Raw genomic sequence first — 13,794 nt, 5'->3', positions numbered from 1 at the left:
GGGTCCACCATGCTGCAGCAGGAGCAGCAGGTGATCCTCGCGCTCGACCGGCTCGCGGACATCGCACTGTCCAGGGCCACCACGAGTCGCGAACGCGAGCTGATCATCGCCGACCGAGACATGGTGGCTCATGCTGTGCTGCACGGTTATGAGACCAGCGAGCTGGTGCAGATCGATCTGGACGATGTCCGGGACGTGCTGACCCAGCACCGCACGGACTCGAAGGACTGAGGGGCTGAGAGGATTTTTGTCAACCGGAGGTTGACGATGTGCCAAACGTCAACTTAAGGTTGACGCATGACGTTGGACGACCTGATCACCCAGGTGCGGACCCGGCAGCCGGACGGGACGCCGTTGGACCAGCTCGCCGAGGCGGCAGAGGTGGCGGCGTACGTCGACGAGCTGGCCGACCACCTGGTCGGGCACTTCGTCGACCAGGCCCGCCGCTCCGGTGCCTCCTGGACAGCGATCGGGCAGAGCATGGGAGTCACCAAGCAGGCGGTCCAGAAGCGGTTCGTCACCGGCGAGCCGTCGTTGGACCGGTTCACCAACCGGGCGAAGGTCGTGGTTCTCAAGGCGCAGAACACCGCCCGGGAGCGCGGCGAGCCGGAGGTCACCAGCCTGCACCTCGTGCTCGGCCTGCTGGCCGAGTGGCAGGGCCTCGCGGGTCAGGCGCTCGAGGCGGCCGGCGTGCCGGAGCACGCCGTGCGGAGCGCTGTCATCGAGGCCCTGCCGACAGCCGCCAAAGCCGGCCGCCAGCACGCGCCGTTCTCGCCAGGACTCGGCAAGGTGCTCGAGCTCAGCGTCCGCGAGTCGCTGCGGCTGGGCCACACCTACGTCGGCACCGAGCACCTGCTGCTCGCCCTGCTCGAGGTGGGTGACGAGCCGGGCGCCCAGGTCCTGACCGGACTTGGGGTGACCAAGGCTGACATGGAGGCCAGCACCCTCCAGCTCTTGGCCGAGCTGGTCTGAGCCGGCCGGGTCAGCGGGCCAGTCCGAGGACCCGGCTGATGTCCGGCGCCCGCAGCTGCCGCACGCACCAGGCGAAGTGGCCGTCGTGCTCGTCGGAGCCGAAAAGCGTGCAGGTCACCACGGCGTACGCAGCGCGGTAGACCACCAGCACGTCCGGGTCGTGCCCCAGCCGGTCCGCGAGCTCGGCCGTCAGCCGGGTGGTGATCTGTTGGGCGTGCGCGCCGTACATGTCGAAGATCGACGCGGTGACGCCCGCGTCGAACCGCGGATCCCCCGCGGTGGTCATGAACCGGAAATCGAGCACTGCGACCGGCTTCCCGTCCGAGTCGAGGTGAATGTTGGCCCCGAACAGGTCACCGTGCACCACGGTGTCCGGCACCGGCTCGACGGCGGACAGCCGCTCGCCGACGGCGACCAGCCGCCGGTCGAGGTCGGGGAGGGCCTTGTGCAGCGCGGCGCCGGCTGTCGCGACCCGACGTCTCACGAGCCGGAGCAGCGCCTCGGTGAACGAGTCCCCCGGCGTACGGAAGGCGGCGTTCTCACTCACGACGGGCAGCACCCGCATCGCATCGCTGCCGGGCACCGCCGCCAGCGCGCGCAGGCTCGCGACGACCGCGTCGACGGCCCAGCCCGGCACGCCTTGGGCATCCGGGTCGAGCCGGTGCTGCATCGCCGTCCCGGGCAGCTCGCGCTCGCCCTCCACCGCGCGGCCGACCGGCTCGGCGCCGACGAGGCCGAGTGCTGCCAGCCGGCGGCGCCACCCTCCTCGTCGACCATCGGCCCCATCGTGCCAGCGCGGATCGCTCGGCAAGGGCACCGGGCGGCGGGCGCTGCTGGGCCGGACGGGTAACCGATACCGGGGCAAACCGCGCGCCGACCTCCCGCGACGCCGCCGATGATCCCTACCCTGCGGACAACGGGTCCGAGCGGAAGCGGTGAGGTCGTCACAGTGGGTCGCCCGAAGCCTCTCCCGCGCAGGCCGCGGCGCCCGTACGGTGTCAAGGTGCCCATGCCGGGTGTCGACAGGTTCACCGTGTCGCCGACGCAGGACCAGACCTACGACGCGGCCGTCGCCGCCGCCGTGCCGACCCTGGCGGCGGGCCTCGGCGGGATCTTCGCGCTGTTCGCCGTCCTGCACGTCGTCATGCTCGACGGGACCGCGCGTCTGGTGATGGTGCCGATGGCCGCGGCCAGCGCGCTGGTCTACGCCCTGATCGCCCTCACGGTGCACAAGCGGCGGGTGCCCGACCACCTGGCCCAGCCGCTGACCGCGGCCATGGTCCTGCTCGTCGTGGCCAACGCCGTCGTCCACCTGGTGCTGGTCGCGCAGCCGCGCCAGTCGACCAACGTGATGCTGGTGGTCGTCGGCGCCGGCGCGGTGCTGCTGTCGCTGCGCTGGCTGCTCGCCACCCTCTACCTCGCGTGGGGTGCCTGGGCGGTCGGTGCCTTCATGGTCGGCTCGGCGGCCTCCTGGCCGCACTACGTCGTCGGCATGGTCAGCGCGACCCTGCTCTCGCTCGTCATCAACCACCTGCGGCGTGCCGGTGTTCGCGACCTGGCTGCCGAGCGGGCCGCGGCCGAGGCGGCTGCGGTGCGCGACCACCTGACCGGCGTGGCCAACCGGCGTGGGCTGGCCATGGTCGGCGCACAGATGGTCGAGCAGGCGCGCCGGCAAGGCGACGCCGTGCACTGCATCTTCGTCGACATCGACGCGCTCAAGCAGGTCAACGACGCCCTCGGCCACGCCGCCGGCGACGACGTCATCGTGGCGGTCGCCGAGGCGCTGCGCTCGGTCACCCGCGCTACCGACGTGGTGGCCCGGTGGGGCGGCGACGAGTTCTGCGTCCTGGGTCCTGGCCCTGGCATGGCCCCGCTCGAGCTGGAGCGGCGGGTCCGCGACAGCGTGCTCCTGCAGGCGCCGATCCCCGAGGACGTGTGGTCGGTCAGCGTCAGCGCCGGTGGGTCGATGCTGGCGCCTTGGGACGCCGGCACCCTCGAGACGCTGCTCGGCAAGGCGGACCAGGAGATGTACCTGCGCCGGTCGCTGCGGGCCGAGGGGCGGCCCGAGCCGCGCCGCCCGGCAGCCGCCGAGTAGCGCCAGAAACGGTCATCGACGACGCTTTTCGGCCTTCGCGTACTGCGGGCGATCGTCTCCTTTGCACCGATCGATGACATGGTGGAGCCGGATCTTGCCCTCGCCGTCACATAGGCCTACCGTGACCGCGTCCACCGGGTCGGGGACCGGACCATCTGGTCGAGAAGGGCTCGGACATGGCGTTCACGCGTCGACAGAAGACGGGCAGTGCATCGGTCGCGGCAGCGGCCGTGGCGGCTGCGGTGGTGGTGCTGGCGACGGCGGGTGGCGGAGGACCGTCTTCGGCGGGGCCGTCGTACATCGGGTACCTCGAGCGCACCGGTCAGGGCGAGGAGGCCCGTGAGGAGCGCGAGCGGGAGGCCGAGGAGGAAGGCGGCGTCGAGTCGATCGTCGGTAACCCGAACGAGGAGTCGGCGGAGATCTTCAACGCCCTGAGCTCGGTGGCCAATGCGAGGTTGGCGCCGCGCGGCTCGGTGCCGGCCGGCAACCTGAGCGCCTCCTTGTCCGCCTTCAAGTCCCTGAGCGGCACGTCGGCCACCTGGGACGAGATCACCGACGTCCCCTACGACGCGGACGACCCCGAGTACCGCGACCCGAGCTTCTCCAACTCCTCCGGCGGAGCGGGCTTCGTCGCCGGCCGGATCACCGGCCTGGCAGTCGGCAACGGCTACCTCTTCGCGGGAGGCGCCAACGGCGGCGTGTTCCGGAAGTCGCTGGGCGCCAACTTGAAGTCCACATCGGACGACGGCGCATGGACGCCGATCTCCGACAAGATCCTCTCCCTCTCGACGGGTGACCTCGTCTACGACGCGGACGCCGACGTGCTCTGGTACGCCACCGGCGAGGCCAACACCGGGGCCACCTCGTACACCGGAGCGGGTGTCTACCGGCTGGCCAACGCGAGCACGGGCACCTTCAGCCAGTCGGACCGGGTCGGCGGCACCGAGCTGGAGAGCCGCGGGATCAACCAGCTCAAGGTCGATGCCGAGGGCAAGCAGATCTACGCGGCCACTACCCGGGGGCTGTGGCGACACCCGCTGTCGGCGTCGGGTGAGTGGGAGAACGTCTTCATGCCCAACCTGGAAGACGACTCCGACATCACCAAGCCGTACAACAACATCGTCAACGACGTGGCCATCGAGCCCGGCACCACACACATCCTGGTCAACGCGGCGTGGCGCAGCGGCGCCGCGTACAACGGCTTCTACTACAGCCCGACCGGCAACGCGAAGACCTACACCCGAGTCAACCCGACCGGTGCCCTCCAGGCTCAGGACGTGGGCAACGCCGAGTTCGCCTTCAGCGCCGACGGCTCGATCCTCTACACCGTGGTCGAGTCCCCGAACAAGCTGAACCACTCGCCGCAGACGGTGCTGAACGGCGTGTTCCGTTCGGACACCGGCAAGCTCGCCGGTCCATGGACCCGTATCGCGTCGAGCGGCAAGCTCGCCTCCTCGGGTTCCGCATTGCGCGGGTCCGGTGGAGTGTTCTACCGGCCAGGCGTACAGGCCTGGTACAACAACTTCATCGAGGTGGACCCCGCGGACGCTCGGCACGTCTACCTCGGTCTGGAGGAGGTCTACGAGAGCCGCAACGCCGGCACCAGGTGGTCCACACCGGGGCCGTACTGGAACTTCGGGTTCAACTGCTGGGACATATCCGACCCCACCGGGGGTTGCCCGGAGACGACACACTCCGACCAGCACTCGATCGCCTTCGGGGACGGCTACGTCTACGTCGGCAACGACGGCGGCGTGAAGTCGCGGCCGGCGCCGCCTTCGGCGAGCAAGGAGGACGCGGCCGGGCACGCCACCGACTGGCTGAACCACAGCCCCGGGCTGCGGACCCTGCAGTACTACTCAGTGGGCGTCGGCCGTGACACCACGGCGGGTGCCGGGAAGTTCCTTGTGGCAGGTGGGTTGCAGGACAACGGCGGCTCGCTGCTGCGGGCGGATGCGAACGAGATGGTCTCGCCGTTCGGCGGTGACGGCGGCGACATCATCGTCGACGCTGACGACGGCTGCCAGATCCTTGACGAATACGTCTACCTCAACCTGTGGATGACGAAGACCTGTGGCAAGACCAAGGGCGATGTCAGCGCGGTCTTCGACGTCAGCGTGCCCGACCCCAACCCGCGGTTCACGGCCCCGTTCCGGATCGTGCGCGGTTCGCAGAACACCGGCAACGGCAGCACGGAGCGGTGGGTTGCCGGCGGGAACAAGGTGTGGACGCACGACCGGGCCTTCTCGTACACCTCCGACGAGGCCGAGGCGGACGCCTCGCACGGTTGGCGCAAGATCGCTGACCTGGGCACCGCTGGCCGGATGACCGTCGGGCTCGACGCGATCGCCAACCCGGCGGCACCGAAGGACGCGTCGAAGGACGTGGTCTACGCGGCCTGGTGCGGCGAGAGCAACTGCAACAGCGCGGGCTTCACCCGCGGTGTCAAGACCAACTACGGCGGCACGTCTCAGGCACCGTGGCACGAGCTGGACATGACGGGCCTGCCGACCCGCTACCCGAACGCCGTGTGGATCGACGAGAAGGCGAACGCGACCGGTAACACGATCTACCTGGTGTTCAACGGCTACAACCGCCGGTTCATCGAGGGTCCGGGCGCCGGCCTGACCCACGTCTTCAAGGGCGTGGTCAGCACCCAGACCAACACCGACGGCACGCTCAAGGTGGCGTGGACCGACATCTCCGGCAACATGCCCAACGTGCCGGCGACCGACGTCCTCCGCGTCGGCAACACCCTCGTCGTGGGCACCGACTACGGCGTCATCGTCAGTGGGCTCAACGGCGGGACCTGGCAGCGCGTGGGCGCTTCGCCCGGCTCGTCGGCCGCCGCGCTTCCGCTGACGACGGTCTACGACCTGCACCTCGGTCCGGACGGCTATCTGTACGCCGGCACCCACGGCCGAGGTATCTGGCGTACCAGCACCAGCGGCTGGTAGCCGGCTGACGGCACAGGGGTGGTCCCGCTCGACCGAGCGGGACCATCCCTCGTCCGTTATGGTGGTCCTGTGCGTACCGGACTGCTCCTTACCGAGCCGCGCTGACATCGAGACCCGTCAGTGCGGCTGCCCCTCCCTGCGAGGGGCTTTTCTGTGTCCGGACCCGAGTCCCCACGAGGAGCGCAGCCACATGAGCGACATCGCCGACACCGCCGACACGGCCGACACCGCCGCCACTGCCCCCCACGACGGTCGCGACGACGCCGACGCGCCGCCCCACCGCTACACCGCCGCCCTGGCGGCCGAGATCGAGCGCCGCTGGCAGGACCGGTGGGAGGCCCAGGGGACGTTCGCCGCGCCGAACCCGAGCGGCCCGCTGGGCGACCCGGAGGCGGTGGCCGGCCGGCCCAAGCGCTACGTGCTGGACATGTTCCCGTACCCGTCGGGCGTCGGGCTGCACGTCGGCCACCCCCTGGGCTACATCGCCACCGACGTCTACGGCCGCTATCTGCGGATGACCGGCCACAACGTGCTGCACACCCTGGGCTACGACGCGTTCGGGCTGCCCGCCGAGCAGTACGCCGTGCAGACCGGCCAGCACCCCCGTACGACCACCGAGGCCAACATCGTCACGATGCGCCGCCAGCTGCGCCGGCTGGGGTTGGCGCACGACCCGCGCCGCAGCGTCGCGACCATCGACCCGGAGTTCTACCGCTGGACCCAGTGGATCTTCCTGCAGGTCTACAACTCCTGGTACGACGCGGAGCAGGACAAGGCCCGTCCGGTCGCCGAGCTGGAGGCCGAGCTGGCGGCGGGGACCCGGCACGTCGACCCGGAGGTCGCGCAGGCGGCGGGCGTCGAGCCCGGGCGCCCGTGGGACCAGCTGGCCGACGTCGAGCGGCGCAAGGTGGTCGACGCGCAGCGGCTGGCCTACCTGTCCTACTCGCCGGTGAACTGGTGCCCCGGCCTGGGGACCGTGCTGGCCAACGAGGAGGTCACCGCCGACGGACGCTCCGAGCGCGGCAATTTCCCGGTGTTCAAGCGCGACCTGCGGCAGTGGATGATGCGCATCACGTCGTACGCCGAGCGGCTGCTGGGCGACCTGGACGACCTGGACTGGCCCGAGTCCATCAAGCTGATGCAGCGCAACTGGATCGGCCGCTCCGAGGGCGCGCGGGTGCTCTTCCCCACGGCAGCCGGTCCGCTGGAGGTCTTCACCACCCGGCCGGACACCCTGTTCGGCGCCACGTTCATGGTGGTGGCTCCCGAGCACCCGCTGGTCGACGAGCTGGCCACGGGCGACTGGCCTGACGACGTACCGGCGTCGTGGACCGGCGGGCACCCGACAGCGCGCGAGGCGGTCGACGACTACCGGCGCGCGACCGCCTTGCGCACCGAGATGGAGCGACAGACGGAGGGGCGCGACAAGACGGGGGTGTTCACCGGCGGCTACGCCACCAACCCGGTCAACGGCGAGTCGATCCCGGTGTTCGTCGCCGACTACGTGCTGATGGGCTACGGCACCGGCGCGATCATGGCCGTGCCCGGCCAGGACGAGCGCGACTGGGAGTTCGCCGAGCGCTTCGGGCTGCCGATCGTGCGCACCGTGGCGCCGCCCGAGGGCTGGGAGGGCGAGGCCTACGTCGGCGAGGGGCCGGCCATCAACAGCGCCAACGACTCGGTCAGCCTGGACGGACTGGCCGTGACCGAGGCCAAGTCGCGCATCATCGACTGGCTGGAGGAGCGCGGCGCCGGCCGGCGCAACGTCACCTACAAGCTGCGCGACTGGTTGTTCAGTCGGCAGCGCTACTGGGGCGAGCCGTTCCCGGTGGTCTACGACGAGGACGGACTGCCCCGGGCGCTGCCGGACTCGATGCTGCCGGTCGAGCTGCCCGAGGTCGACGACTACTCGCCGGAGCGCTTCACCGAGGACGACAACACCAGCGAGCCGGTGCCCCCGCTGGCCCGCAAGCAGGAGTGGGTCGAGGTCACGCTGGACCTGGGCGACGGGCCGAAGCAGTACCGCCGCGAGACCAACACGATGCCGCAGTGGGCCGGCTCCTGCTGGTACGAGCTGCGATACCTGGACCCGACGAACCCTGACGCGTTCGTCGACCCCGACGTCGAGCGCTACTGGATGGGCCCGACCGAGAAGGCGAAGACCGGCGGCGTCGACCTGTACGTCGGCGGCGCCGAGCACGCGGTGCTGCACCTGTTGTACGCGCGGTTCTGGCACAAGGTGCTGTACGACCTGGGGCACCTGTCGAGCTACGAGCCCTTCCACCGGCTGTTCAACCAGGGCTACATCCAGGCCTACGCCTACACCGACGGCCGAGGCGCCTACGTGCCCGCTGACGAGGTCGAGGACCTGGAGGGCAACGGCTACTTCACCTGGCAGGGAGAGCCGGTGAAGCGTGAGTACGGGAAGATGGGCAAGAGCCTGAGAAACATGGTCACGCCCGATGACATGTGCGACACCTACGGCGCCGACACCTTCCGGGTCTACGAGATGTCGATGGGCCCGCTGGACTCGTTCCGCCCGTGGGAGACCCGGGCCGTCGTCGGCTCGCAGCGGTTCCTGCAGCGGCTGTGGCGCAACGTCGTCGACGAACGGACCGGTGACGTGCGCGTCGTCGACGAGGACCCGGACGACGAGACCCGCCGGCTGCTGCACCGCACCATCGACCAGGTCCGCAAGGACTACGCGGGCCTGTCGGACAACACGGCCATCGCGCGGCTGATCGAGCTGAACAACCACGTGGTGAAGGCCGGGGTCGCGCACCGTGAGGTGGCCGAGGCGCTGGTGCTGATGGTGGCGCCGCTGACCCCGCACGTTGCGGAGGAGATGTGGTCGCGGCTGGGTCACCCCACGTCGCTGGCCTACGAGCCGTTCCCCGAGGCCGACCCGGGCCTGCTGGCGGTCGCGTCGGTGACCTGCGTCCTGCAGGTGGCCGGCAAGGTGCGCGACCGCATCGAGGTGACGCCGGACGTGTCCGACGACGAGCTGCGCGAGCGGGCGCTGGCCTCCGAGGCGGTCACCCGCGCGCTCGACGGCCGCGACGTCCGCACCGTCGTGGTGCGCGCACCGCGCCTGGTCAACGTCGTCCCCGCATGAGCCGGCCGTCGCGGCCGCCGGGCACTGGACCGGTCGTGGTCGTCACCGACTCGACGAGCTATCTCCCGATGCAGCTGGTGGCGGAGCACGGCATCGAGGTGGTGCCGCTGCAGGTCGTCATCGGCGGCCAGGCCCACGACGAGGGCGGCGAGACGTCCTCCCGCAGCGTCACCGAGGCGCTGCGGTCCTGGACGCCGGTCACGACCTCCCGGCCGGGGCCGGCGGCGTTCGCCGCCGCCTATGACCGGGCGGCCGCTGCCGGGGCCGCCGGCGTCGTGTCGGTGCACCTGTCGTCGCAGATGTCGGGCACCGTCGACTCGGCCAAGCTCGCGGCCAAGGAGGCGCCGCTGCGGGTGGAGGTCGTCGACTCGCGGTCGCTCGGCATGGGCCTCGGCTTCGCCGTGCTCGCGGCCGCCCGCGCCGCGGCCGTGGGCGGCACCCTCGACGACGTGGCCCAGGTGGCCCGCGAGCGCGCCGAGTCGTCGGCGGCGGTGTTCTACGTCGACACCCTCGAGTACCTCCGCCGCGGCGGCCGGATCGGCCCGGCCGCGGCCCTCCTCGGCTCGGCCTTCGCCGTCAAACCGCTGCTGCACCTGGTCGACGGTCACATCGAGCCGCTGGAGAAGGTCCGCACGTCGGCCAAGGCGATCGCCCGGCTCGAGGAGCTGGCCGTCGAGCGCGCCGGCCACGGCCCCGTCGACGCGGCGGTGCACCACCTGGCCAACCCGGACCGCGCCGCTGCTCTCGCCGAGCGCCTGCGTGGCCGGCTGCCCGGCCTCGGCGACCTGCTGGTCAGCGAGGTGGGCGCCGTGGTCGGCGCCCACGTCGGCCCGGGGATGCTGGCCGTGGTCGTCGCGCCGAGCGGTCCCGCCGGCGCCTGACGGCGCTGACCGCCGGCGCCCACGGGCGTGGGGTCCGCGGTCGGTCGCGGTCGCCGCAGCACCGGTCAGGTCATACGTCGCGCTCGCGCCCGCAGGCCGTACGTCGCACCGCACCCGCAGGCCGTACGTCGCACCGCACCTGGAGGCGTACGTCGCACCGCACTCGTCCACAGGTCGTACGTCGCCCGGCAGTCGTCCACAACTCGCCCGTGGCCGACCGACCGGGCGCCCTCCGGTCCCTAGCGTCGTCGGGTGGGCACGCGCAGAGCACGGCACCGTCGCGGGTGGACCGGCATGCCCGGTGGCACGGACGCCACCGTGGCCGCCGGTCCGGCCCACGACGACGACCCGGCCGCGCTGGCAGTGCGCCGGCTGCAGCGGGTCCTCGGAGGTCGCGGAGCCGAGACCGGCCCGCCGTCCGGGTGGGTCCCGACCCGGCCGCTGCCGACCGACGTCTCGGTTTCGCGAGACGGGTCGCTCGAGCCCGACCCGGCGCTGCCCGTGGCACCACGCCCGCCACCGGGGCGCCCGGCCGGGCAGCGACCGGCGACGGCCGGACCCAGGCTCGCGGCAGTAGCCGACCGGCTGCCGGTGCGGCTGCGCGCGGCGGTCGTCGCACCCGCCGGGCGCGCGGTGGTCGCCCTGCTCGTCCTGGTGCTGGTCGCGGTCCTCGCCGCCGCCGTCACGACCTGGCTGGCCCGGCCGCGCGAGCTGCCCGCTCCGGACCGCGCCCGGCTGGTCGGCGCTCCGCTGCCCGCCGGGGCATCCGGTGGCCCCGCCGCCGGTGCAGCCGATGGTGGAGCAGCCGACGGCGGTGCCGGCTCGCCTCTCGCCGGCCCGGTCGCGGCGGCCAGCGCGTCCACGGGCATGCTCGTCGTGCACGTCGTCGGCGCGGTGCGACGCCCCGGCGTGGTGGAGCTGCCCGCCGGTTCGCGGGTCGCCGACGCCGTGGCAGCCGTCGGCGGGCTCACCGGTCGCGGCGACCCGGCGAGCGTCAACCTCGCCCGGCCGGCCGTCGACGGCGAGCAGGTCGTCGTGGCCCGGCGTGGTGCCGTGGGTGCCGCCGTGCCGCCCGCGGCGGGTGCTGCGGGCACGCCAGGGGTGGCGGTGCCGGGGGTATCGGCGCCGGCCGCGCCGGTCGACCTCAACACGGCCACGCTCGAGCAGCTCGACACGCTGCCCGGGATCGGGCCGGTGCTCGCCCAGCGGATCCTCGACTGGCGGGCGGCGAACGGGCGGTTCAGCACCGTGGAGGAGCTCGGTGAGGTCTCGGGAATCGGTGAGGCGACCCTGGGCGATCTCCGGCCCCTGGTGACGGTGTGACCACTGGCCAGGCTGCCGCCACCCCGGCCGACGTGCCGCCTGGCCAGCAGGCCGAGCAGCCGACCAGCCCGCCGGCGGAGCCGGCCGACCAGCCCGCCGACCTCCGGCTCGTCCTGCCGGCCCTGGCGACCTGGGCAGGTGCCTTCGTCGGCACGGCGGCCTGGCGCTCGCCGCTGCCGGTCGGCCTGGTGGCGGGGGCGTCGGCCGGGGTGCTGGTGGCTTCCCTGCTCGGCGCGGCGGCCCTGACCGGGCGAGTCCGCCCGGACCGCCGCCTGCTGGTCGCCTTGCTGACGGTCGGCGCCCTCGCCGGCGGGCTGGCTGCCGGCTCACTGGCGGTGCTGGCTGCGCTGCAGGGCCCGGTGGACGAGCTCGCGGCCGCGCGCGCGACGGTGAGCGGGCGGGCCACCCTGGTCGGTGACCCGGTGCGCCCGCTGGCGCTCGTGTCCGGGTCGCGCCGGGCACCGCCGCTCCTGGTGCTCCCGCTGCGGCTCGAGACGGTGCAGGCCCGGGGGCATGCGGTGCAGGTGCGCAGCCGGGTCGTCGGGCTCCTGCACGGCGCCGGGGCCGACCGTGCCGCGACCGCGCACCTGCTTCCCGGCCAGCACGTGCGGGTGGCGGGGCGCCTCGGCCCGGCGCGGGACGGGCCGCCGGCCGCGGCAGTTCTGACGCTCGTCCGGCCGCCCGAGCGGCTCGGCCGGCCGCCACCGCTGCAGACCGCCGCAGGAGACCTGCGGGCCGGGCTGCGTCGCGCTGTCGACGGCCTGCCTGCGGAGGAGCGTGGGCTGCTCCCCGGTCTGGTGCTAGGCGACACCTCCCGGCTGCCGGCCGACCTGCAGGCCGACTTCCGGACGGCCGGCCTGACCCACCTGGTCGCGGTCTCCGGCGCGAACCTTGCGATCGTCAGCGGCTTCGTGCTGCTGCTCGGGCGGTGGGGCGGCGTGCGCGGCCGGGCGCTGCCGGTGCTCGCAGCCGCGTCGATCGCCGGGTTCGTGGTGCTGGCCCGCCCCGAGCCGTCGGTGCTGCGGGCAGCCGCGATGGGCGCGCTGGCGCTGCTCGCGCTGGCGACCGGCCGCCGCCGACGTAGCCTCGCCGCGCTAGCGGCGACCGTGGTGGTGCTGCTGCTCGTCGACCCCTGGCTGTCCCGCTCGTACGGCTTCGTGCTGTCGGCGCTGGCGACCGGAGCTCTTGTCACCCTCGCGACATCCTGGACCGGCCGCTGGTCGAGCGCCGGTGTCCCGCGCCCGCTGGCCGCCGCGTTCGCCGCCCCGCTGGCGGCGCAGCTGGTCTGCGCGCCGGTGGTGGTGCTGCTCAGCGACCAGGTCAGCCTGGTCGCGGTGCCGGCGAACCTCCTCGCCGGGCCGGCCGTCGCCCCGGCCACCGTGGTGGGGGTGCTGGCCACGGTGGCCTCGGCGGTGCATCCCGGGACGGCCGCCGGGCTGGCCTGGGTGGCCGGCGGTTTCGTGTGGTGGATCGTCCGCGTCGCCCGGTGGTCGGCCGGTCTGCCAGCCGCCGCGGTCGCTTGGCCCGGGTCCGTGGCCGGAGCCGCCATGCTCGGCGCGGTGACCGTGGCGGCGGTGACAGCGGTGCGGTCTGCGGGCCGGCGACCGGTGCCGGCCGGAGCCTGCGCGGTCGCGCTGGTGGTCGCCCTCGTGGTGCCCGCGCGGACGCCGGGCTGGCCGCCCCGCGACTGGGTGATGGCGGCCTGCGACGTGGGCCAGGGCGATGCCCTCGTCCTGGTCGCCGGTCCCGGGACCGCGGTGGTGGTGGACGCCGGCCCGGAGCCGGCCGCGGTGGACCGGTGCCTGCGCCGGCTCGGGGTCCGCTCGGTGGCGGTGCTGCTGCTCACCCACCTGCACGCGGACCACGTCGAGGGGGTGCCCGGAGTGCTGCGCGGCCGGCGGGTCGGCGAGGTGCAGGTCGGCCTGCTCGACGAGCCGCCCGCCGAGCTGGTCCGGGTCCGCCGCTGGGCGGCGGCGGCCGGAGTGCCGGTGACCCGGGTTCGCCTCGGTGACCGGGTGCGGGTCGGGCCGCTGTCGTGGACGGTCCTGTGGCCGGCCCGCGTCGTGCACGCCGGGTCCGAGGCCAACAACGCGAGCACCGTGCTGCTCGTGCGGGTGCACGGCATCTCGCTGCTGCTCACCGGCGACGTCGAGCCCGAGGCGCAGCGGGTGCTGCTGGCCCGTGGCGGCCTGGGGCGCGTCGACGTGCTCAAGGTGGCCCACCACGGCTCGGCCTACCAGGACCCGGCCCTGCTCGCGACGGTGCGGCCCCGGGTCGCGCTGGTGTCGGTGGGGCAGGACAACGACTACGGGCACCCGGCGCGAGCGACGCTGGCCGCCCTGCGTCGCGCCGGTGCCGTCGTCGGACGCACCGACCGGGACGGGACGGTGCTTGTCGCCGGCTCGGGACGATCGGTCCGGCTGGTCACCAGCGGCGGGTAGCGTGGCGCCG

General features: G+C 73.2%; 9 protein-coding genes. 8 read left to right on the top strand and 1 reads right to left on the bottom strand.

Going from position 1 to position 13,794, the window contains the following annotated elements:
• On the top strand, positions 1 to 231 hold a 231-nt coding region (locus tag VK640_02820), incomplete at its 5' end, for a hypothetical protein (protein HTE72116.1).
• A gap of 66 nt (positions 232 to 297) precedes the next feature.
• Positions 298 to 972: a Clp protease N-terminal domain-containing protein gene (locus tag VK640_02815; GenBank protein ID HTE72115.1), complete on the top strand. Its 675-nt coding sequence runs from the start codon at positions 298 to 300 to the stop codon at positions 970 to 972.
• Between the two features lie 10 nt (positions 973 to 982).
• On the opposite strand, the gene VK640_02810 is transcribed toward VK640_02815, so the two are convergent.
• Positions 983 to 1,789: a phosphotransferase gene (locus VK640_02810; GenBank protein HTE72114.1), complete on the bottom strand. Its 807-nt coding sequence runs from the start codon at positions 1,787 to 1,789 to the stop codon at positions 983 to 985.
• Between the two features lie 192 nt (positions 1,790 to 1,981).
• Here VK640_02810 and VK640_02805 point away from each other — a divergent pair, with 192 nt between their 5' ends.
• The 6 genes from VK640_02805 to VK640_02780 all read left to right on the top strand — a co-directional run bounded on the left by VK640_02805 (position 1,982) and on the right by VK640_02780 (position 13,784).
• Positions 1,982 to 3,067 carry a diguanylate cyclase gene (locus tag VK640_02805; protein ID HTE72113.1) on the top strand — a complete coding sequence of 362 codons (1,086 nt, stop codon included), beginning with the start codon at positions 1,982 to 1,984 and terminating at the stop codon, positions 3,065 to 3,067.
• 176 nt (positions 3,068 to 3,243) lie between these two features.
• Positions 3,244 to 6,024, top strand: coding sequence for a glycosyl hydrolase (locus VK640_02800; GenBank protein HTE72112.1), 2,781 nt, complete (start codon positions 3,244 to 3,246; stop codon positions 6,022 to 6,024).
• Between the two features lie 190 nt (positions 6,025 to 6,214).
• Positions 6,215 to 9,139 (top strand): leucine--tRNA ligase, encoded by a 2,925-nt coding sequence (gene leuS, locus VK640_02795; GenBank protein HTE72111.1) that lies wholly within the window; start codon positions 6,215 to 6,217, stop codon positions 9,137 to 9,139.
• Entirely contained in the window at positions 9,136 to 10,020 is an 885-nt protein-coding gene (locus VK640_02790) for a DegV family protein (protein HTE72110.1), read from the top strand. The genes leuS and VK640_02790 overlap by 4 nt, the downstream gene beginning before the upstream one ends.
• A 294-nt stretch (positions 10,021 to 10,314) precedes the next feature.
• Positions 10,315 to 11,343 (top strand): helix-hairpin-helix domain-containing protein, encoded by a 1,029-nt coding sequence (locus tag VK640_02785; GenBank protein ID HTE72109.1) that lies wholly within the window; start codon positions 10,315 to 10,317, stop codon positions 11,341 to 11,343.
• The gene (locus VK640_02780) at positions 11,340 to 13,784 is read left to right on the top strand and encodes a ComEC/Rec2 family competence protein (protein ID HTE72108.1); all 2,445 of its coding nucleotides are present in this window, start codon (positions 11,340 to 11,342) and stop codon (positions 13,782 to 13,784) included. Before VK640_02785 ends, VK640_02780 begins: the two co-directional genes overlap by 4 nt.
• Positions 13,785 to 13,794: the final 10 nt, after the last annotated feature.

The organism is Actinomycetes bacterium, from assembly GCA_035489715.1.
GTDB lineage: Bacteria > Actinomycetota > Actinomycetes > JACCUZ01 > JACCUZ01 > DATHAP01.
The sequence above is the reverse complement of the archived record's forward strand: the minus strand, read 5'-3'. Positions and strand labels throughout refer to the sequence as shown.

Excerpts from the sequence above, each read along its gene's own strand:
- VK640_02815 (HTE72115.1), top strand. The coding sequence starts at position 298 with ATGACGTTGGACGACCTGATCACCCAGGTGCGGACCCGGCAGCCGGAC.
- VK640_02805 (HTE72113.1), top strand. The coding sequence starts at position 1,982 with ATGCCGGGTGTCGACAGGTTCACCGTGTCGCCGACGCAGGACCAGACC.
- VK640_02800 (HTE72112.1), top strand. The coding sequence starts at position 3,244 with ATGGCGTTCACGCGTCGACAGAAGACGGGCAGTGCATCGGTCGCGGCA.
- leuS (HTE72111.1), top strand. The coding sequence starts at position 6,215 with ATGAGCGACATCGCCGACACCGCCGACACGGCCGACACCGCCGCCACT.
- VK640_02790 (HTE72110.1), top strand. The coding sequence starts at position 9,136 with ATGAGCCGGCCGTCGCGGCCGCCGGGCACTGGACCGGTCGTGGTCGTC.
- VK640_02785 (HTE72109.1), top strand. The coding sequence starts at position 10,315 with ATGCCCGGTGGCACGGACGCCACCGTGGCCGCCGGTCCGGCCCACGAC.